Origin of the sequence: Peribacillus sp. NPDC094092, from assembly GCF_050279365.1 — a bacterium.
Lineage (GTDB): Bacteria > Bacillota > Bacilli > Bacillales > DSM-1321 > Peribacillus.
In genome coordinates this window covers 150,128-171,368 of sequence record NZ_JBNNUC010000001.1, presented here as the reverse complement: position 1 = coordinate 171,368, position 21,241 = coordinate 150,128, and the positions used below count along the sequence as shown (strand labels likewise).

Genomic DNA, 21,241 nt, shown 5'->3' with positions numbered 1-21,241 from the left:
AATATTTTTATTAGTGAGTAAATTAGGACATGAAAACCGAGTATCGCTTCAAATGTTAAGGAATCATGCCCCGTTTTTTCATGAACCTATTGATGACATTAGAGTGTACTTCAAGAGGGTGGAGGGGACCGGGTATCCAATATATTGTCAACATATTCAAGGATATAAAAAGGCATATTTCTGCTCATAGATTTGATGTTGTCTGGTATTGGCCATTATATGCCCCCCTTTTAAAGGTTGATTAGTTTATATAATGCAATTTTTCGCATAGTTGTTAACATAATTATATTATGAACTATTAAATAAGGGATCATGGAAGACCATTTGGAAGTAATAAAAAAAGATGTATGGTTTCATACAACTCCTGCCCCTTGACTGGAATCAATAGCACATCGTTAACAGTTGGAAATATGAAAATCGAATCATACTCCCCCAGTGAAACCAACATGGCTGCCAAAGTATAATTTACTATTTGGTGATATGATTTTCATGCTTGAACAAAAGAATTCTGGAATCATCAATGAAGTAGTTTTTATAGGTATATAAAGCTCCAAAAATCGCCATAAAAATTGGGGAGATTTAGTTTGTTTCCTTATACTTTGAAAATGTATAATTTGCATTCACTTCTAAACTTTAAGCAACTTGTCCACACCTTCCACCAATACATGCATATACAATAGTAAGGAGGGTGTTAGGATGGAGATGAATTGTTGTTTTGAGGAAAAATGTTTTGAGGACAATGATCCCAGTACAGTATGGTTTCCTGGAAAGCGTTGTAAATGTAAATGCAAATGCAAAAAAAACAAGCACCGTAACCATTAATCACTAAAAAAATGAAGCAACGTAAAAAGTTGTTCAGCAGAGGCAGTCCTTGTGGCTGCCTTTTTTAATTAGACATGCAGTTGTAGATTAGAATAAGATGTATTAGTGCAACTATAAAGATGAAAGTACAATCAATCGTGATGTATGTTTATATGCCCGTCTTTATTAAGGATATGCCAGCTTAATCATTGGGGGTTGAAAATGGATTAAAACGAATGAAAATTATTCGAACGCTGGTTGATGATTGGCGAAGGGGGCTGGTGGCTGGATGACTATTGGAACTGAAGCTGCCACTTTAGGAGATGATTTGCATCTGTTTTAGTGATAAGTTGCACGATAATTTAATAAGAACATTTTTGTAGCTTTAAAATAAAGAGCGATTAAAAAAGTGTATTAAGCTTTATTAATAGCAAATGTAAAAAAACCATTTTGAAAAAGGATCGATTCAAAATGGAGTCACTCTCTATGCTAAGTATGAGATTTTTAAAGTTTGATTATATGTACCTCATCTTTTAATGGATATTTTAATCAAGGTGCATCCTACATAAACTTATAGTCTAACTTTAATCTCAGTGCCGTCCTTAGCTTTGACATCTACTAGCACGATCCCTTTATAATTTTTCAGTTCCTTGACGATAGGCTTTAGCATTTTTTTGTCTATTAGCGGAAAGGTAAAGTCCAGTTTTTTTCTTTCAAAGTGCTCTCTTGTCCATTTATTTGCATTTTGCTGAAAAAATTTTGAAGACAAAATTGAAATAACAATGTTTAAAATAGCATATGGAATTGGGATGGAAAACCGAACGTCTTTTGCTTTCACTTTTACATGCATCATAGGCAAATCACTAATCAATGATGACCGAAACGGTATCCCCGTTAGCCGATTTAATATCAACGATTTGGCCATCCAATTCGTTTTCGATTGCTTCAATAATAAGATTTATGTTTATATCTTTAACGTATTTTTCCGATTGAGGAATACTAGCTGCGATGCTGTGTCCAGCCATTAATACGACCTTGACGAGTTTTATAGGCAAATTGACCGTGACGTTATCATTTTCTGTTGATACAACACGAATTTTTAATGTTTTATCTAAAAATTTAGTCGGTTTTTCAAAAAGCTTGTTGCCTGTTTCTTCTTTCTCTTTTAATACTTGAATCAGTTCTGATCCCTTATCTGCATCAATCTTCCCTTCTTGAACCATGGTTAACACTTTTGTAATTTCCTCTTTCATGATAAATTCCTCCTTATTCCTCTTTTAAGAGCTTTATAGCTTCTTCTGGTGTAATTTCTCCATTTTCCAACATGGTGATAACTTTTTTCTCGTCAACTTCATTTTTCTTCTTCTGCACATATCCAAGGGATGAAATGATGTCTGTCAGCTTGCCTCGAACCGTTGGATACGAAATCCCCAGTTCCTTTTCAACTTCTTTGATATTCCCTCTGCATGTTAAAAATACTTCCACAAAATGAAGCTGATCCTTTGATAAGGATGCCAGCTTAGATAATTCAAACTCATTTTCAATCGTGGTGTGACAATGAGAGCACTGCAACTTTGTAATTTTCAATGTTTCACTGCAGACAGGACAATTTGTGATTACTTTATAAGCCATAATGACATTCCTTTCTTTCATTTGATTCGATTATATAATAATAAATTAAAAATATAAATAATAAAATTAAATTTTAAATCTAAAAAAATCAATAATATTAATTTGTTATTTAATATTATTGATTATCTGTTTACTTTATTTATTCAAGCATTATTTTTACCATAGTTTATGAGCACGATTACTTAAAATTAAACGACAATGTTTTAACCCCGTCCTAAATTTAGAACGGGGTCTATTTAGCCTGTTTTTCCTGTATAATACTACTATATTTTACATTCAGGAGGAATTATTTATGGACCAAGCCAGTAGTTTAATAGGGCTTTTTGCAATCATACCGATTTTGTTTTATCTGGGACTTATTGTTTTAAGTGTTTATTTCATAATTAAGATAATAAAATTCATCAATGCAAAGACAAGGTTGGATCAAGAAAGAAATGAAAAGCTGGATGAATTGATAAAAGTTATTGGCAAAGGCAATTATAAAGAAAATCAAAATTAGCCTTTATAAAATAAGAGCACAGCCCCCTTAAGGGTTGTGCTTTTTTTACCAGAATTATATGGATGATGAACCCATGCTAAATCCATAAAAGGACGTTTTCTTGTAACGTCAAGTTAGGTGTACAAGCATTTCCTGATAAGAACCATAACATATTAGGAGGTGATAAAATTGACAGTTAAATTAGAAACCTTATTGGATCGTTCGGAAAAGAATATGGGCAGCGGAATTCATCCAGTCGTAAAAGAATCAGCATTAGAAATGGTTAAACGGGCATACGAAGAAGGCATTTTTGTACAAATCAGCGCAGGTTATCGGTCTATGGAAGAGCAAGCAAAGCTATATGGTCAAGGTCGCCTAGGTTATTTCTACGATGGAAAAAACTTTGGTGATTTATCGAAACCGAGAGTGACCAACGCGATGCCAGGTCAATCTTACCATAACTATGGACTAGCCATTGATTATTTCATAGTCAGCGATGATGGAAAGAATGCCATTTGGACAATTGATGCAAATTGGAAACGGGTAGCAGCCATCGGTAAATCCTTAGGCTTTGCATGGGGCGGGGATTGGTCAGGCTTTAAAGATTATCCGCACTTGGATATGACGGGCGGACTAACTTATTCTCAGTTAAAAGCTGGGACAAAGCCTGGATTGATATCAAAAGTGGAAGGGACCACTCCTCCAGCAACACAAGTCGAATCGGAGGTCATTGTAAAGGATACGGCTCCAAAGGACAGCGGAAATCAAACGATCAAATCCATCCAAAAGACATTAAATAGCCGTTATAATGCAAAAATAGATGTTGACGGTTATTATGGTCCTAATACTAAAAAAGCTTTGATAAAGGGTTTTCAAACCGAATTAAATAAACAATATGCTGCAAAGATTGATGTTGATGGATTATGGGGACCCCAAACAAAAGCGGCATCACCTAATGTTAGGGAAGGGGCGAAAGGGAATATCACCTATATCCTTCAAGCTGCACTTTATTTGGAAGGGCAAAATCCACATGGCATAGATGGTATCTTTGGAAGCGGAACGGAAATAGCGGTTAAGGCATTTCAAAGGGCCAAGGGGATACCTGCAGACGGTATTGCAGGTGAAAATACGTTTGCAAAACTATTTGGATAATATATGAGAATAAAACTATAATGCTTAAATGCAAATGGCTTAGAAAAAAAGCTCTAAAGATGAGGGCTTTTTTTGTTTGAATAAAAAATGGTTTTTATAATGGCAATTTGTTAAAAGTAAATATCCCAATCGTTCAAGAAACGTAGTATTAGAAAAGTTAGAATACATACTGGGACAAGAAATGTAACCGCATTTACGATATGGAAGTAATTTAAAACGGAATGCTTTATACCCTTGAGTTTAATCACTAAATAAAAGAATGATATGGTTGAGATAATGGGGCATAGCAAACCAAGATCTGTTAAAATCCTTGAAATTGGATAGTTCATAATACTAAGTCCAATAAGGAATGAAGCAAGGCAGATAACATTGATAACCGACAAAATGGTTGGTATTAATAACAAATTCTTTTTTACTGTCTCCATATATTTCACCTCCTAAGTGATAGTCACCACTCGATATCTTATAATATCCAATGATTAGGAAACTAGGCAAGGTTAAGGATTTGTTAAAAGTAAAGGTTGATTTACTAAGTAGAAAAAAATATCCGGAATTTTTCTTTTTGCATGATGAATTGTAATATTTATCGAGTAATTATGCTCATTTTCTTTCACTTAAAATTGACTGAAATATAATAGTCTTTTTAATTTTCCATCACAATTAGACAATAAAGTTAAAGGAGGACATAACTTTATTGGAGGAAAAAGATGAAAAAAATATGGAAAAAGCCAATTTTGCCTATCGCTTCTATAAGTCTAGCATCATTGATGATTGTAAATGCGATTCCAGAAACTCCAGTTAAAGCAGAATTGAATGTTCACTCACAAGTGCAAATGAAAAATCAAGTGCTTCCGCTGGGAACGTCTAATTTGCATGAGCGTAGAACTTCAGTGAATCCAGCACCAGGAGTGACGTATACAAAAATCAATCGTGGTGAAACATCTTCGAAAGACTATTTCACAGTGGATGTGGCATTTCAAGAAACACAGAAGCAGGCAAAGATATTGTTGGGAAATTTAAAGAGAGACGGTTTCAAAAATGCTCGCATTATAAGGGAACCGGATCGGGCCTTGGATGACCGGGAAAATGGCCCGCTTGGATACATTGTTCGGATCGGGAAATATCAGCAGGAAGCGGATGCAGCCGAAATGAGAAACAAGTTATCCGAAAAGGGATATTCGGGTCTAAGGACTGTGTATACGGGTGAAGACGGGGAGAAAACAACAGGACCATGGGTAGTGAACGTACTTGAAGTGGATCAGGATCGATTTCAAGGGCATGTTGTGCCTGAATTAACAAATGATGAAGTGTCGGGAAAAGAAACATTGACCCAAATGGCTGACAGAAAGGATGCCATTGCAGGTGTTAATGCTGGATACTTTGTTGTTGTAGCCAAGGACGGAACACCAGGCGATCTTGCCGGTATATTCGCCAGCAAAGGTGAACTTGTCAGTGAAGCGATAAAGGGCCGTTCGGCTCTGATTTTATCTTCTATTGAAGAGAAAGCAAACATTGCGTCTGTTTCCACTTCGATTCAGGCTACAGCATCTGATGGTACGGCGAGGGAAGTGGATGGATTAAATCGTAAGCCGGGATTAATCCGCAATTGTGGCGGAGTTGGAGGAGATACGACAACAGAACGGCCGAAACATGATTATACTTGCATGGATGAAAGTGAGCTTATTCAATATACATCCGTGTTTGGAGAAATGACAGAATCGGGCGATGGTGTGGAAGTGGTAGTGAATCATGCCGGGGAAGTGGCGGAAATTCGTAACCATCGCGGGGGAATAATTCCAAGCAGCGGGTCTGTTCTCGCGGGTACTGGGGAAGCGGCAGTATGGCTTCGTGACCATGCCCGACAAGGGATGAAGATTCAGGTGAAGAGTGAAATCACCGGGGATGGAAAGCTATTAAAATTAGACCAAACAACTAGCATGATTAACGGAGGTCCTCGATTATTGGAAAACGGAGAGATTTCCATAAATGCCGTAGAGGAAGGCTTTCACTGGGAAGAAGATCCTGGGTTTTATTATCGTTTTGGGGAACGTCGTAACCCTAGAACGCTTGCAGGAATAAAAGAGAATGGCAATCTATTATTTGTCACTATCGATGGACGGGCACCAGGATGGAGTGTGGGGGCAAATTTTGAAGAAAGTGCAAAAGTCATGAAGTCATTAGGGGCAGTAGATGCCATCAATCTTGACGGCGGCGGATCGACGACCATGACAGTTGGCGCTGACCGAGTCACAAGACCGTCTGACGCGACAGGTGAACGCCCGATTGCCGACGGAATATTGTTAGTAAAATAATAGATGAACATAAAAGGAGATAAAGAGTAACTTCTTCATATATTCAGAAGATAACTTTAAGTAGTGATATTCGTTTTAGTTTAAACCGGCCGTCATGAATAAACTAAAAAAAATCTCTTCAGATTTTGCTGAAGAGATTTTTTAGAATGGAGATCATCAAACTAAGATCACGAAGAATGAAGTTATTTATTGCTGTTTGAAATTGAGGCATAATAAAAGGTTAATCATGTGATTGTTTTCATTTGACGAATTCTTTTACTACATTTTAGACCCCGATTGTTGAAGTTTCTCATATAATCTTTATTCAAGATATTAACCTTTCAAACGGTAGACTAGTTACAAAACTCCCTTATAATCTGGTTCTTTATTTCTTCAATCGGAAACCCTTGTTGATAGGTGGAGATCATCAACATAATACCTTGTAGCACAGATGAAAAGTATAATGATCGTTTCCTTGGATCTTTTTCCCCCATACGTTCAAATATTTTACATTGAAATTCAAATTGTCTGGCATTTTCTTCAATTATGAGATGACTGTATTTTATCAACTCTTCATCAGCCATTGGCTGTGTTTGCAGGTGTAGATAGAAGCGGTGGACATCCGGTTTTTTGTGGATATTATCAATGGCACCATTGACTATATGTTCAAGCTGTTCACGAGGTGTAGTTAAGGTGAACGCTTCTTCCATGACTTCAACCACTTCCCTGATTCTGGCCTCGACCATTTCAGATAGCAATCCTTCTTTTCCTTTGTAATAGTTATAGAGCAACCCTTTAGAAATACCCGCTTTCTTAGCTATATCGCTAATAGAAGTAGCGTAATATCCTTGTTTCATAAATAACTCCATGGCTGCAGCACGGATTTTTTCTTTGGATGCTTGGCGAATGCGGTCATTCTCTTCGGGTGTACGTGGCATTTTAACTTCAATCCTCCATAAAAGCAGTGAATTCTTGATATAAAACTTCAGAATGGGTGAGGGGCAGCATATGATCGGCATTCTCTAGTTCGCTGAAACGGATGTTTGGAACCTTACGGAAACAATCGGCAACCCGAAAATTGTCTTCCAAATCCTTTTTGCCGATAAAAAATAAAGTTTCGGGGTTCAATTCTTCTAATCGTCCCATTGCTGGAGGATGAGGCCATTTCATGCAGAAATCAGCGGGCCATTTAAGCATGCGCCCGAAATGATGCCTGAGCATTTGAACAGAGAGATCTTTGTGCGGACTATCGATAACAACCTGATAAGTTGGTGAATGAAGGGCAAGATCTAACATCTCATCTATATTGGGGGCACTTTCCAATATCTTGTCATGATATTGTACAAACTCCTTTGAATAGGGAAAACCAGTTAAAGAAGGAGCAATTAATACAAGTTTTGATACTCTTTCAGGGTAATTAAGAGCGAAATCAGTTGCAATCTGACCGCCCATGGAATGGCCTATAAGCGTTGCCTGATTAAGTTCCAGGTAATCCATTAATGCCAATACATCATCAACATAGTTTGCATGTTTTATAGGGGATGGTGATTTACCAGCACCACGTCCATCAAAAGCAATAACTTTGTAATCCCTAGATAAAAGTGAAGCCAAAAATGCCCATTGCCGCAAATCAGCACCACCGCCATGAATAAGAACAACCGGATGACCACTGCCGGTAAGCTCAAAATGTAAATCCAATGCAACCCCTCCATTTTTCACTGAATTTTCAGTATTATTTTATTATTGAATGAACGTTTAGTCAATACAAACCAAAGAAAATTATTTTTTTCCAAATAATGGCACTAATCAAAGTAAATCTGCAGGCTTCAGCTTTACATCTCCTCAGGTTTTCTTAAGCGGTCTTTGTGTTGAGTGAAAAATGATGTATAATGAACACGTTTTCAACACTTAGAAAAAGAGGGTACGAATTGCATGGAAATCATTTCGAATATATTTCAAAAACCAGAAACAAATAATGAAATTCACTTTATAGGAAATACCGAAGATACGATTTCGTTTGTGAATAGCAAAATCAAATGGTTTGGTGAAGGAAATCGGTTAATTATTGAACGTGGAGCCGAATTTAAAGATGCGACGCTAAGTTTTAATGGCAATAACTCGCTCATAATCATTGGGAAATCCAAACGCAATGCAACGATAAGAGTCAATGTTTGGAATGACAATACATTTTTCCTAGGTCGCAACTATTCATTTAATGGAGCAGCGAGATTTATTCTCTCTGAGCAAAAGAATCTATTCATCGGTGATGATAATATGTTTTCAACTGGTGTAGTCGTTCGGTTGGCAGATCCACATTTGATATACGATGGAACAACTCGAAAACGGATTAACCCAACAAAGAGTGTGTACTTAGGTGACCACATTTGGATTGGGCAGGACGTCATGATTCTTAAAGGAGTGGAAGTTGGTACTGGTTCCATTTTAGGTGCAAAGTCACTCGTCGCAAAATCGCTCCCATCAAATGTAGCAGCCGCAGGAAGTCCTGCACGTGTCGTGCGGAAAAATGTTTTTTGGGCACGTCCGTCTGTCCATGCATATACTGATAAAGAAACAGCTCAATCACAAAAATTCCCAGATGGGCGTTTTGTCTATACGCCAAAAGGCTCAATAGCAAAACATTTTGCGAAAATTGAAGAACAGTTAAATACGGCAACTTCTGTAGAGGAGAAGGCTGACATATTAATCCCTTATCTTGATGTGACAAGTAAGAATCGTTTCTTTCTCCCTGTGCCTCCTGAGAAAAAGAAAACATTTTTCGATCGAATCTTTCCCAAAGGAAGTAAGAAGTAATTGAATGGATTATTACAGATTAAAATTAGAAAATTCCAAATGGAAGTGAAGGATAAAGGATAAAGGGATATTTTAAGTTTTTTTTAAATGTATTAAGTGGGGTTAGTTTCTTATTGTCTTTTTTTATTATAAAATCCATGGTTTAAGTTTTCCGAGGGTAATATAGATTATGAAGAAGAGTAAGGCAGGTTAATAGCTGTCTTATTTGCTTTATGTTACTTAGGTGATAATTCACCCTTATTTCAAGTGCTATTTGCACATGTAAATTTTAAAACCCAGCTACTTTCATAAGAGAAGATTAACTGGGTTTCTTGAAGTTTTGGAACAAATTGTTTATTTGATTTTTCTCTCCTCGACAGTTTTTATTTAGAACTATACATATTGTTTCTTAAAAAAATAAATACCAAACTCAATATTACGGATAATAATCCAACTAGGATAACGTATTGCGTTCCCATCGCTGAAATGAATAAGCCCCCTACAGACGTACCGATTGTTGTTCCTATATTTGCGGATGATAAAAACAAGCCGTTAGCAAAGTCAGGAGCTTCAGGTGCTGCAGATGTAACCACATATTGATTAATGTTTGCTGCTATTCCAGCTAGTATTCCCCAAAGTAAGATAATAAATATCATAGGAATGGTAAGTTGTCCCATGAAAAATTGTATGATATATACAACTCCCAATAGAAAAGGAAGAGATACGATTGTTTTGATAGGGTTAATAGTAAGTAGCCTTCCAGCAAAAATATTACCAATAATATTTGCTGCACCGAAAATGAATAACATCAAGCTAGTTATATTTGGTGATATATTCGTTACGTTTTGTAAATAATCTGCAAGATAGCTGTAAACCCCAAAAACAGCTGAGTTTAGCAAAATGACAATTATAATAGACAGCCATGTAACAGATTTTTTCAACACATTTAATTGAGTTCCATAAGAGATTTTTTCTTTAACCGGCATGGATGGAACGAATAATAATGTTGCAATAAGTACAATAATATTAACAACTGCAAAAAACGCCATCGCTATTTGTAAATTAGACACGCTAGCAATAAAACTAACGATTGGAACGCCTGCTACCATCCCCGCTGACACACCTATAAAAATTTTTGATACTGCTTTGGGGGCTTCCTCTTTGCTAACCGAATCAGCAGCCGCTGAAAATGCCAAAGAAACATAAACTGGATGAAAAAGGGCTGGAATGATCCTGGCAATTAATAAAACGGTAAAATTGGATGTAAATATAGATATGATGTTCCCCACAACGAAAACACTTAATACAAGTATCATCACTTTCTTTCGATTAATCCCTGAGAATAATAATGGCATTGTTGGAGCCGATATTGCTACGCCTATGGCAAAAATACTTACCAACCATCCCGCTGTTGAAACACTAACACCGAAGTTGGTGGCAATGTCAGGTAATATCCCTATAAAACCCATTTCGGTATTTAAGATACCGAAAACCCCAACTGTCAAAATAAATATTTGTAAACTTTTTCTTTTCATTAAAAAATAGCTCCTCTCTTGCACATCTTCTCTTTTTATTTTACTTTCACTATTGAGGGATTACCAATGCCTATATCTTATATTGTGATATGCTTGAAAGGTATATTAATTTATATCTAAGGGAGAGAGAATTATGGAATTTAGAGTTCTTCGTTATTTTCTTACTGTTGCAAGAGAAGGAAGTATTACAGGAGCAGCAAATTTCTTGCATGTTACACAACCAACTTTGTCGAGGCAATTAAAAGAGTTGGAGGAGGAGTTGGGAAAGAAATTATTTATCCGGAAAAGTCACCATATCGTTCTTACAGAGGAAGGAATGATCCTAAGAAAGAGAGCAGAAGAAATCATAAATATGGTTGTTAAAGTAGAAGAGGAATTTTATTCTATGGAAGAAACGATAGGGGGAGATATTTACATAGGGGGTGGAGAAACAGAGGCTATGAAGCTAATAGCGCAGATAGTAAAAGGCTTGCAGTTTAAATATCCAACTATCAGATATCACTTTTACAGTGGAAACTCCGATGATGTGACAGAGCAACTTGATAAGGGATTACTTGATTTTGGAATTCTAATTCAACCAGCCGATTTGTCAAAATACAATTATTTCAATATCCCGGCCAAAGATGTGTGGGGAGTTGTTATGAGAAAAGATAGTCCCCTAGCTGTAAAAGAAAGCATACAGAGGACTGATTTAATAGATGTCCCTCTTCTCTTATCAAGGCAAGCTATTAAACCGGAATTAACTAGAAATGAATTTTCTGAGTGGTTTGGGGAAGATTATGATAAATTAAACGTGGTCACTACATATAACCTTGTTTATAATGCTGCCATATTGGTTGAGGAAGGAATAGGATACGCAGTCACCATTGATAAAATAGCAAATACATCTAGTGATAGTAACCTCTGTTTTAGACCATTAGAACCGAGACTTGAATCCGGATTAAATATTGTTTGGAAGAAACATCAGGTTTTTTCCAATGCCGCCAATATGTTTTTCGAAGAAATTAGGGATAAATTTTCCAACAATGAATCGGTTGAATAAGAAAAACAACAAGCTTGTTTTATTGTAATGAATGCTTGATATAAATCTTTATTTCCCTCAAACTGTCGAAAATCAAAGCAGGGAGTGACCCAATTGTTTTAATTAAACTTGTTGACTGGTTTTACTCGATCCATACCCGCCAACTAATAGATAGTTAGTGTGATAAAACTTGCAAGATAATGCAGCAGATAAAACGCTAGTAATCGAAGGAATTGGAATAGCAACGGAAGAAGGTAGCTTGGATATGGAGAAGTTAATTAAAACACTGTTACAGGAAAAATACCTACGTTATCTTTAGAAGGGAAATTTTCCCCCTTCATTTTTTTGACTAAATTAAGAACAAATGTTCTGTAGTGTATTTATAGAATGAAATGGAGATGTTCTTATGTCTATAAAAGATCGTGGAAAGCTTAAATGGCAACCTGGTTTGATGCTGCCTGAATACGTAAAATTATTAAATGACGTAAATAAGGATTATTACCGTCAATAAAGCCAATATTAGATGAGTATCAATTAGAGGAGTTTGAGAACAAAATACATGTTGCTATGGAGTTTGCTTCACCAGTGAAGTTTACAGTTTGGGAAGATGGATTTGATCGGGAGTATACAGGGATGATTCACAGGCTAGATCCATTCACAAAGGCGATATATTTGGAGCTGGAAAATGAGAAGGGACATATTATTAAGGTGAAGTTTGAAGATCTTGTAGCGGTAGAAGGTAATGGAGTGAAAAAATGACTAAAGCAAAACCAAAAAGAAAAATGTGGATTAAAAGTAGAACATTCCTAAATGAATTTACAGTAGATGAGTACTTGAAAAAAGAAGTGAAGGAAATCTTAGCTAAATATACAAAATGAATAGAAATCACCAGTTATAACGATTAGTGATTTTTTATTTTATATAATTTTACTTGTTACTATTTTCATAGAAAATTTAGTGAAATGTGAATATAAGTTATTTTGTTTGGAGATTATTATGTAGGACAGGAGAGTGATAATTGATTGGATAAAAAGTCAAAAATAAATCTTAATGATGTGGAAATGACCGATGTAGAAGTTATTTCAACGGAGAATATCGATATTAATGAATATTTTAGAAAGAAGCTTCTCGAGTGTATAGCCAAAGAAGAAAGTAGGCTGTTTTTGTATAAGGAAAAGAATAAATAGTTTAATTGAAAGGACTATTCTAATGTGAAAAAGAGTAAACCAAGAAAAGAACTGCTAGGAAATGGCTATTTTGTAAATGAACCTAACTACGAATTAATGGCTAAGGCGTTTACGGAACTATACTTTAGTTTTACTAAAGGTGGATCTGGAGATGTAGAATTCGACAAATTAGGCACGATAGCTTTATTTTCTGCATTGGCAAATGATGAAGAAGGGAAACAAAAGGAATTAGATAAAATGAGAGCTCACGTTAAAAGACTTAAGAATGAAAAAAAGAAATAGATAAAGTCTTGTCGTGGTCATCTAGTTTACCCTCTGCATGCAGAGTACCGATAAAAAGGGAAGCAAACAAAACATAGTCCCGAAATACACCATCCATGTAGTATTTGGGGACTACTTGACGTTTACCTTTATAGCAAATTTACTTAAAATAAGGAACCTTTTTCAAAGCCACACAAACTGGAACGGCAACGATAATTCCTAATATATTTTGAACGAGATCTCCAGGTATTGAAGCTAAAGGTGCAATCCAATTACCGTATAGAATCCCTTCACCAATATAATAAACAGCTATCATAAATGGAATGGAAACGATTGTTGCTATTACATTGAAAGCAATGCTAGTACCGTTACGACCCTTTGACCAAGCGATTTTACCAACTATATATCCTTGCAAACCACGCGCCACAATGGTGATAGGTGCCCACAATGCCCACCCTCCAACTATATCAAATAACCCCATTCCTATCGCACCAGCAAGAGCTGCTTTTTTAGGACCAAATAAAATAGATGCAATAAAAAGCATAGCTGTTCCTAGATGAACTAACCCTCCATTTGCGGCAATTGGCAGTTTAATATTCAAAAAGAAAGTAGATAGGAACACAAGTGCAATCAACATTGCGGTAATAATTAAATCCATAGTTTTTTGACTTGACCTTGAATAACTTTGTGTATTTTGCATATCTGTAAACCTTCCTAACTAGAATTTTCCTATGATTTTAGCAAAAGACTGGTGTCTATAAAAGTGTCAATTTATTAAAAAACTATGAGGTCAGTTGATAAAAAATACAGATATTATACGTATTGAAAAGAGAGAGGAGGTGACTGTTTTTAGCTGATTTATGATAAGATAAATAAAGTTTAAAGTGGATAGGCCATATGGAGGTTATTATGAAAAAAGTTGCTGTACTACAGGATTTATCATCTTTTGGAAAATGTTCATTAACAGCTGCAATTCCGGTTCTTTCGGTCATGGGCGTGCAGGCATGCCCTTTACCAACGGCCATACTGACTGCGCAAACCGGATATCCAAGTTTTTTTTGTGAAGATTTTACATCCAAAATGAAATACTTCATAGAAGAATGGAGCAAGCTTAATGTAACCTTTGATGGAATCTATACCGGCTTCGTTACTGGTGAAGAGCAAATTAATAATATTTTCCATTTTTTAGATAAATTTTATACAAAAGAAACCATTTTACTTGTTGATCCAGTAATGGGGGATATAGGAGAAGTCTATAAACTTTTTACCGATGAATTACTGGTACTTATGAGAGAACTGGTGAAGCGTGCAGATGTCATTACACCAAATGTTACAGAGTGCTGTTTATTAACCGGATTGTCTTATGAAAAGCTGCATAGCTATTCAAACGAAGAGGACTATATTAAAGGGATAGAAGAAGCAGGGAATATGTTGCAGCAAGAAACGGGAGCTCAGGTTATCATCACTGGAATGAATCCACCGTCAGCAGATTCAGAGAAGCAGTTTATCGGAAATATGTATTTGGACGGAAGTAGAACCTTTTATAGTGCGACGCAGTATAACGGTGAAAGCTATTCAGGTACTGGTGATTTATTTGCATCTGTGATTATGGGAAGCATGATGCGTGGAGAGAACCTAGAAAAATCCGTACAGCTCGCAGTGGCATTCCTGACAGAGGCTATCAATGATTCCTCCTTAGAGCAAATTCCTAAAGTAGAAGGAGTTAACTTCGAAAAATATTTACGAATGTTATTATGAATGCTTTAAAAAATGGAAAAAATAGAGTAACACAAGCTCGGCTTTTTGACTAACCGAGCTTTTTGTATAAATCAAATAGTACTTATATTTTGCCGAGTATTGTAAAAATCACTTAAATAATAAGGAAACTTTCTATTTACCTCACAACAGCCAGTATTTATGTTCGTTAAAGTTTGAAAATATTTAACTTCCATTCTAAAAAATATATTCAACTTCTTAATTGGAAATAGGACTTGGGAAAAATAAACAAACTGGAGAAACTACTAACAAAAGTCAGTAGTTAGATTTAAGAGTATTAATAGTATTTTAAGGTCTAAAATTGATCACATACTGCTCACATTTTTGCTCACAAAACTCGGACTATTTCTTAACTTTTATTTATGATTTTTTCAATTAGAACTTGCAGATCATCCGGCCTATGAAATTCAATCGGCGAAACGCCTTTATCGAACTCTATTGTATCGGATTCTATCATTAATACATACTTCCCGTTAATTTTCCCTAAATGAATGCTGTCGCCGAAATCGGCTAACAGTCCTTTGATGGATGTACTGCCAAGCTTCATACGCAGTTCGGCTTCAGGTGTATGCTCGACAATCTGGGCTGTGGCTTCGACGACCTGATGGGTTTCAAGACGTTCCTGGATTTCACGCTTTTCACTCGTTTCCCAGATTTCCAGGTCCTGTTCGAACTTTTGCAGTTCGTCACTGTTTTCTTCAAATTGTGCGGATACATGTTCATGAACCATGTGGATGACCTGGTTTTTCATGATTTCAGGCATCGACTCGCCGTACTCGACGAATTTCAGGAAGTCCTCGAAGTAGCGTGCATGTGAGGCCTGATGGATTTTCAGTTCGCCTTCTTCGACCATTCCTTCTTCGGGCATGTATGGGTATTGAATGGACTTCATATTTTTAGTGGTGATGGCCATTTCAACGTGCCTAATCAATGTCCTTTCATCCGAAATGGAAGCGACTTTGGGCTCGAAATCACATTTTAATAAGAAAACGAATGGCTCATCAAGATATTTCGTTAATTTAGCCGATGCAATTATGAAAACACCGCCACGTACGGCACTTGTATCAATATAGGACCTCGTGAATTGTTCATTTTCCTCTTGGAATTCTTCTTTCGTTTTGGCATATCGAACACGGTTAAATACATTGTAATTAGGGTTGGAATCAAGTGCATGTCCTTCTTCGACAATAAAAGAACCGATTTTCGTCGGTATTTGTTCAGTTTTTGGATGACGGTCCACTTTTCGCTTGGAAATCTTCATTAATTCCCCATCCAAAAAATCCTTTAGAGGACTTTCCTCGTATTCTTGGGTATCAAGAGTTTGGAAATGTTTAAAACGCTTATCAGCCTGATCGCCTTTTCCATCAACTTGAATTAGATAAAAAGACAGATAGGTAATCGTAAAATCCATGAATGTCACCTTCTTCAATTAGTAAGCATGATCCCGTACTTTTTTAAAGACTTAATAAGTATAGTGATGTACTTTGATTCCGTCAAACGATTGGTGCACGAATGAACAGAATAATATTGATGAATTATTTCAAAAATACATAGGGAAAAATAAATAGTGATTTTCTATTGGATAAAAAATAGTAGAACTTTTACAAGAACAAATTAAGGGAATATACTTCAATAGTTCATTTTTCGATATTAATATAACGATTTTTTAATCTTTCTTTGTTAATGAGGGATAATCTTATTGAAAAATAAAGGTTACATTCCAGAGGGGGTTAAAAAACAGAATTTTACAATAATAATTTATTGACGAAGGAAAGGGTAATTCGTATAATTTAAAAGTCAGATAATTCAGGAATTGCAGAAATTTGTCGAAATTTCTCTGATATAAATGTAAGTGAATTTATTTGTTTGTAGTTTTCAGAATAGTTTATAAAATTTATGGAGGAGAGAACATGAGTATTTTTAGAAAGAAGTCCATTGAGGACTTGTTGAAAACCGCAGGTTCCGGCGGTAAGGGATTGAAAAGGGAACTAGGGGCTTGGGATTTAACGATGCTAGGAATTGGAGCGATTATCGGGACAGGCATTTTTGTATTAACAGGTACTGGTGCAGTGAATGCTGGTCCTGCACTTTCATTATCGTTCGTCATCGCTGGACTTGCCTGTTTATTCGCGGCACTTTCCTATGCAGAATTTGCGGCTTCCGTGCCTGTATCCGGTTCGACTTATACGTATGCTTATGCAACTTTAGGTGAATTCGCCGCTTGGATAATCGGCTGGGATTTAATCCTTGAATATTTATTGGCTGTTAGTGCCGTTTCGGCCGGATGGTCGGGCTATTTCCAATCATTTTTAAGTGGATTCGGGATTAATTTTCCGGAGAAATTGACGGCGGCACCGGGTTCCCTCGAAGGTGTCACGACTTATATGAACTTGCCAGCCTTTTTGATAGTCATGGCGATAACCTTTTTGATTTCCATAGGTACGAAACAAACGACAAGAATCAATAATATTATGGTCGTTATTAAAGTGTTGGTTGTCTTATTGTTCATCGTTTCTTCTATTTATTATGTGAAACCGGAAAACTGGCAGCCATTCATGCCATTTGGAATCGATGGGGTATTTTCAACTGCCGCATTAATGTTCTTTGCCTTCATCGGTTTTGATGCAGTCGCATCTGCTGCTGAAGAAACAAGAAATCCAGGAAAGAATTTACCACGCGGAATCCTCGGTTCCTTAGTCATTTGTGTTGCGCTTTATATGATTGTAAGTCTAATCATGACTGGTGTGGTACCGTATGCACAATTCAGCAAGGCTCTCGACCACCCGATTTCTTTGGTCTTGCAAAGCGCAGGACAAAATTGGGTTGCAGGGATCATCGATCTAGGTGCCTTCCTCGGAATGACAACGGTGATCTTGGTTATGTTGTATGGACAAACCCGTATCATGTTCGCTATGTCGCGTGATGGGCTGATGCCAAAATCCTTATCAAAACTTCATAAAAAGTATAAAACACCTTATGCGGCTTCATGGATATTTGGTTTGATAGCGGCCTTATTGGGAGCATTCATACCGCTTGGTGAATTGGCTGAGTTGGTCAACATTGGGACATTGACTGCGTTTACGATGATTTCAATAGCGGTCATCGTTTTAAGGAAAACAAGACCTGATATAAAACGTGCTTTTTATTGTCCGGCTGTACCGCTCGTTCCAGGATTGGCAATCGTTTTTTGCGTATTCTTGATGGTTCAGCTTGGGAGTCATACATGGATAAGGTTCTTGATCTGGATGGCTATTGGAGTCGTCATTTACTTCACTTATTCCCGTAAGCATTCCAATCTTAATTAACAGGAAAATGATCATTGAGAATACTCTGGAGTATTTCAGCTTGAAGTCAAAAGGGGTATGGAATGCTCTCCCCCCAAACCATGATGTTAAACAAGACTTGATTATCCTTAATGTTTTTCCGTAAACCTTATTGGATTGAAGAAATTTGCGACACTCCTGCCGAATAACTGGAAGTCGAGACCCCGCTAGATGCTTGTGGCGGGGAGGCTTGGCAGACAATTTCTTTTTTGACACTCCCTGGAGTGTTTTTTTTTGGACATAAATAGTTCATAAGTTTTGTGTGAAAGAGGGGGATTTATCAAATTGAATTAAGATTAACAGACTTTATGTCGAAATAGTATATATGGGCAGAAAAAATTGGAGGCAATTCAATCATGAAAAGTATATGGAGAAGTAAACAAAAGATCGATCCAATAGACTATATGCAATATAAAGAACAAGTAGGTATCAATATCAGGGAATATCCAAGCGTATTGAATCAAGTGGACATGATTCATTTGACGATCGGGGATTTGTGCATTATTCGATCTTTACAGGAAAAAGTGAAAGAACACTTGAACCAAATTGTAGGGAATTTTTATAAAAATCTAGAAAATGAACCCTCTTTAATGAAAATCATTTCAGACAATAGTTCTGTTGAGAGATTAAAAAAAACACTGCATCGCCATATGTTCGAAATGTTTAGCGGTACCATTGATGATGAGTACGTTAAACAGCGTTATATTATCGCACAAGTACATGTTCGAATTGGACTGCAGCCAAAATGGTATATGAGCGCTTTTCAGGATTTATTGCAATCGTTAATCATTCATGTGATTTCCGATATAAAAAATATTGAGCAATATCAAGAAAACATTCTGGCTGTCACTAAAATTTTAAATTTAGAGCAGCAAATAGTTTTAGAGGCATATGAACTTGAAAATGAGAAGCTTCGCCAAAATAACTTAGCAGAAAAAGAAACGATTAAACTACAGGTCAATCATAATGCTAAGGAATTGGCAGCAATTAGTCAAGAGACTAGTTCAGCAACTCAATTAATGGCAAATAAGGTAGGCGAAATTCATGATTTCACTCAAAAAGGGTCAGAGATTGCCATACATGCAGAGGAAAAATCAAATGAGGGTGTCGAACTGTTACTAGGATTAGAGAAAAGATTGGCAAAAACACAAGAGCAAATGACGATCATCTCCCAAGATATGGAACAGCTATCCAATACGTCAAAGGAAATTGAACGAATTGTCACGATCATCACTTCTATTGCAGAGCAAACGAATTTGTTGGCGTTGAACGCAGCGATCGAAGCGGCAAGAGCCGGTGAAAATGGTAAAGGATTTGCAGTTGTGGCTGGTGAGGTCAGGAAGCTTTCTGAAAATACCAAGGAATCAGTTTCGGAAGTAGTGAAACTAGTTAATGGAATTGCACATTTTACCGATGTCATGAATACGTCCATTTCATTGGTTAGCGGGGAAATTACTAAAGGAACGAAACAAGGAAAAGAAACTGGCATATTTTTTACTGAAATAGTTAATTCCATGCTTTCTGTTAAAGAGCAGAATATTAAGATCACAAAGGAGATGACAGAGCTTAATGATATATTCGATGATATTAATGAAGCGTTCAATCAAGTGGCCGTTTCCTCGGATCAATTGACTCAATTGACGCTAAACTTGTAGTGAAGTTTAGCAATTTTGTTAAATAGAACACCTTATCGGGTTACATTCATATTTCAATAAACAACTCGATAGAATATTTGTAAAAAGCCCTAAAGCGGTTTATAGAGTAGCAACAAACATGAAGGAAATAAAATCAAATCCAGGATGCTGGTAAATAAGCTGCTCAATAAATCACTTGATATAAAATAAGTTTAATGTTATATTAATAAAGCGATGAGCTAATTTGTGTAAGCCGAAGAACAAGCTTTTAGCTAAACGTCGGGATGTGGCCTGACGGTTCTGCGCCACAAACGCATCAAAGACGCCTGCTGCGTGCAGGCGTCTTTTTCATTTTATCGATTCTTTTTTTGCAGCTTGTACGTCATCCTTGAATTCCTCTTGTATTTCTTCCGTTATTCCTTTGGTTGCATCCTTAAACTCCCTTAGCGAGGTGCCGACTGCCCGACCGATTTGAGGTAGCTTGTTCGGTCCAAAAACAATTAAAGCTAAAAGAAGGATTAAAATCAAACCGGGAAAACCAATGTTTGAAAGCATAACTAGTCACTCCAATCAATTCTGTTAGTTAATATTATAGACTCCTTCCATGTATTTGCAAATGTTATTTAGGATATCCTATACAGTTCAGCATCCGGTGATTTTTTGCAAAACAAACACTTTCAATTTCGTCCCAATTTTATTCTGTACATTCTATCTGAAAATACTACCTACCCATGGATGCTATTCCTTTAAAAGATATCAATGAAAGTAGGGGGACAGTATGTGAAATCAGAGTGCATCCATAAATTTTGCCGTGTGGGCATGACAAATTGGCTCCAGCAGCTTAATGTGTAACATGAAATTTTTTTGTTGTCTGGGAATGATTAAACTTGCAAGATTGAAGATATTTCGGTATTATAACTATACAAGCTGCGTTGTTCGTAATGATAATTAAGTTTTAACCTTTAAGCTGTAATAGGGAGTTTTATATTGAAATAGGAATGTTATGCCTCGTCACTGACTTGGACAACAGGATTTTTTCTGCAAACACCCACTTTGAGGAGTGGTGGTTTAAAACTTTCTTACTTGAATACGGCAATGGCGGCTTACTATTTTTATAATTAGAAACCAGTTCCGATAAGGAACTGGTTTTTTGTTGTTTTTACTTATTTTCGGAAGTTTATATATAACGGGAGGATCAGAAAACTTTTTAAGATATGTATGAAAAATATATGAAAATTTTTATTGAAATATCAGAGAATTAGCATTTATAATAATAATTAGATAACTCGGTTCACTATTTGTATAAAAATATGTGAGTCGAATATTTTTTGAATGATTACGTAAGCGCTATCATTTGGAT

General features: G+C 36.3%; 20 protein-coding genes and 1 other RNA gene. 12 read left to right on the top strand and 9 right to left on the bottom strand.

The genetic code is table 11. The features are described from left to right. Positions 1-1,372 precede the first annotated feature (1,372 nt). Genes ACQKNS_RS00790 through ACQKNS_RS00780 form a run of 3 tightly spaced genes read right to left on the bottom strand, consistent with a single transcriptional unit; the run spans position 1,373 to position 2,433 of the window. Positions 1,373-1,654 carry a hypothetical protein gene (locus tag ACQKNS_RS00790; protein ID WP_427640711.1) on the bottom strand — a complete coding sequence of 94 codons (282 nt, stop codon included), beginning with the start codon at positions 1,652-1,654 and terminating at the stop codon, positions 1,373-1,375. A gap of 10 nt (positions 1,655-1,664) precedes the next feature. Then, positions 1,665-2,054 carry an SHOCT-like domain-containing protein gene (locus ACQKNS_RS00785; protein ID WP_427640709.1) on the bottom strand — a complete coding sequence of 130 codons (390 nt, stop codon included), beginning with the start codon at positions 2,052-2,054 and terminating at the stop codon, positions 1,665-1,667. Between the two features lie 13 nt (positions 2,055-2,067). After that, positions 2,068-2,433 (bottom strand): DUF2089 domain-containing protein, encoded by a 366-nt coding sequence (locus tag ACQKNS_RS00780; protein WP_427640707.1) that lies wholly within the window; start codon positions 2,431-2,433, stop codon positions 2,068-2,070. Between the two features lie 292 nt (positions 2,434-2,725). Between ACQKNS_RS00780 and ACQKNS_RS00775 the strand changes: the two genes are divergently transcribed. The 3 genes from ACQKNS_RS00775 (at position 2,726) to ACQKNS_RS00765 (ending at position 6,375) form a co-directional block, all read left to right on the top strand. Next, positions 2,726-2,932 (top strand): hypothetical protein, encoded by a 207-nt coding sequence (locus ACQKNS_RS00775; RefSeq protein ID WP_427640705.1) that lies wholly within the window; start codon positions 2,726-2,728, stop codon positions 2,930-2,932. Between the two features lie 168 nt (positions 2,933-3,100). Then, positions 3,101-4,063, top strand: coding sequence for a peptidoglycan-binding protein (locus ACQKNS_RS00770; RefSeq protein WP_427640703.1), 963 nt, complete (start codon positions 3,101-3,103; stop codon positions 4,061-4,063). A gap of 707 nt (positions 4,064-4,770) precedes the next feature. Continuing rightward, entirely contained in the window at positions 4,771-6,375 is a 1,605-nt protein-coding gene (locus tag ACQKNS_RS00765; RefSeq protein ID WP_427640701.1) for a phosphodiester glycosidase family protein, read from the top strand. Between the two features lie 332 nt (positions 6,376-6,707). On the opposite strand, the gene ACQKNS_RS00760 is transcribed toward ACQKNS_RS00765, so the two are convergent. Both ACQKNS_RS00760 and ACQKNS_RS00755 read right to left on the bottom strand, forming a co-directional pair. Continuing rightward, the gene (locus ACQKNS_RS00760) at positions 6,708-7,292 is read right to left on the bottom strand and encodes a TetR/AcrR family transcriptional regulator (protein WP_427640699.1); all 585 of its coding nucleotides are present in this window, start codon (positions 7,290-7,292) and stop codon (positions 6,708-6,710) included. A gap of 7 nt (positions 7,293-7,299) precedes the next feature. Next, positions 7,300-8,052 (bottom strand): alpha/beta fold hydrolase, encoded by a 753-nt coding sequence (locus tag ACQKNS_RS00755; RefSeq protein ID WP_427640697.1) that lies wholly within the window; start codon positions 8,050-8,052, stop codon positions 7,300-7,302. A gap of 234 nt (positions 8,053-8,286) precedes the next feature. Between ACQKNS_RS00755 and ACQKNS_RS00750 the strand changes: the two genes are divergently transcribed. Further along, positions 8,287-9,165: an acyltransferase gene (locus tag ACQKNS_RS00750; protein ID WP_427640695.1), complete on the top strand. Its 879-nt coding sequence runs from the start codon at positions 8,287-8,289 to the stop codon at positions 9,163-9,165. A 362-nt stretch (positions 9,166-9,527) separates the two neighbouring features. Here the strand turns inward: ACQKNS_RS00750 and ACQKNS_RS00745 are convergent, their stop codons facing one another. Then, on the bottom strand, positions 9,528-10,679 hold the full coding sequence (locus ACQKNS_RS00745; protein ID WP_427640693.1) for an MFS transporter: 1,152 nt from the start codon (positions 10,677-10,679) through the stop codon (positions 9,528-9,530). 133 nt (positions 10,680-10,812) lie between these two features. Here ACQKNS_RS00745 and ACQKNS_RS00740 point away from each other — a divergent pair, with 133 nt between their 5' ends. The 4 genes from ACQKNS_RS00740 to ACQKNS_RS00725 all read left to right on the top strand — a co-directional run bounded on the left by ACQKNS_RS00740 (position 10,813) and on the right by ACQKNS_RS00725 (position 13,169). Continuing rightward, positions 10,813-11,721, top strand: coding sequence for a LysR family transcriptional regulator (locus ACQKNS_RS00740; protein WP_427640691.1), 909 nt, complete (start codon positions 10,813-10,815; stop codon positions 11,719-11,721). A gap of 486 nt (positions 11,722-12,207) precedes the next feature. Further along, on the top strand, positions 12,208-12,459 hold the full coding sequence (locus ACQKNS_RS00735; protein WP_427642093.1) for a YolD-like family protein: 252 nt from the start codon (positions 12,208-12,210) through the stop codon (positions 12,457-12,459). Then, positions 12,456-12,578 carry a hypothetical protein gene (locus tag ACQKNS_RS00730; protein WP_427640689.1) on the top strand — a complete coding sequence of 41 codons (123 nt, stop codon included), beginning with the start codon at positions 12,456-12,458 and terminating at the stop codon, positions 12,576-12,578. Before ACQKNS_RS00735 ends, ACQKNS_RS00730 begins: the two co-directional genes overlap by 4 nt. Positions 12,579-12,911: 333 nt before the next feature. Then, complete coding sequence (locus ACQKNS_RS00725; protein ID WP_427640688.1) at positions 12,912-13,169, top strand: hypothetical protein; 258 nt, start codon at positions 12,912-12,914, stop codon at positions 13,167-13,169. Positions 13,170-13,308: 139 nt separating this feature from the next. Here the strand turns inward: ACQKNS_RS00725 and ACQKNS_RS00720 are convergent, their stop codons facing one another. Next, positions 13,309-13,848 (bottom strand): ECF transporter S component, encoded by a 540-nt coding sequence (locus ACQKNS_RS00720; protein WP_133346028.1) that lies wholly within the window; start codon positions 13,846-13,848, stop codon positions 13,309-13,311. A gap of 209 nt (positions 13,849-14,057) precedes the next feature. Here ACQKNS_RS00720 and ACQKNS_RS00715 point away from each other — a divergent pair, with 209 nt between their 5' ends. Continuing rightward, positions 14,058-14,906 (top strand): pyridoxamine kinase, encoded by an 849-nt coding sequence (locus ACQKNS_RS00715; RefSeq protein ID WP_427640687.1) that lies wholly within the window; start codon positions 14,058-14,060, stop codon positions 14,904-14,906. A gap of 367 nt (positions 14,907-15,273) precedes the next feature. Here the strand turns inward: ACQKNS_RS00715 and ACQKNS_RS00710 are convergent, their stop codons facing one another. Further along, positions 15,274-16,335: a DUF3900 domain-containing protein gene (locus tag ACQKNS_RS00710; RefSeq protein ID WP_427640686.1), complete on the bottom strand. Its 1,062-nt coding sequence runs from the start codon at positions 16,333-16,335 to the stop codon at positions 15,274-15,276. 499 nt (positions 16,336-16,834) lie between these two features. Here ACQKNS_RS00710 and ACQKNS_RS00705 point away from each other — a divergent pair, with 499 nt between their 5' ends. Further along, complete coding sequence (locus ACQKNS_RS00705) at positions 16,835-18,229, top strand: amino acid permease (RefSeq protein ID WP_427640685.1); 1,395 nt, start codon at positions 16,835-16,837, stop codon at positions 18,227-18,229. A 374-nt stretch (positions 18,230-18,603) separates the two neighbouring features. Beyond that, the gene (locus ACQKNS_RS00700) at positions 18,604-19,902 is read left to right on the top strand and encodes a protoglobin domain-containing protein (RefSeq protein ID WP_427640684.1); all 1,299 of its coding nucleotides are present in this window, start codon (positions 18,604-18,606) and stop codon (positions 19,900-19,902) included. Positions 19,903-20,229: 327 nt separating this feature from the next. Here the strand turns inward: ACQKNS_RS00700 and tatA are convergent, their stop codons facing one another. Beyond that, positions 20,230-20,436, bottom strand: coding sequence for a twin-arginine translocase TatA/TatE family subunit (gene tatA, locus ACQKNS_RS00695; RefSeq protein ID WP_048686086.1), 207 nt, complete (start codon positions 20,434-20,436; stop codon positions 20,230-20,232). Positions 20,437-20,802: 366 nt separating this feature from the next. Between tatA and ssrS the strand changes: the two genes are divergently transcribed. After that, positions 20,803-20,990: non-coding RNA, 6S RNA (gene ssrS / locus ACQKNS_RS00690), on the top strand. The last annotated feature ends 251 nt before the right edge of the window (positions 20,991-21,241 follow it).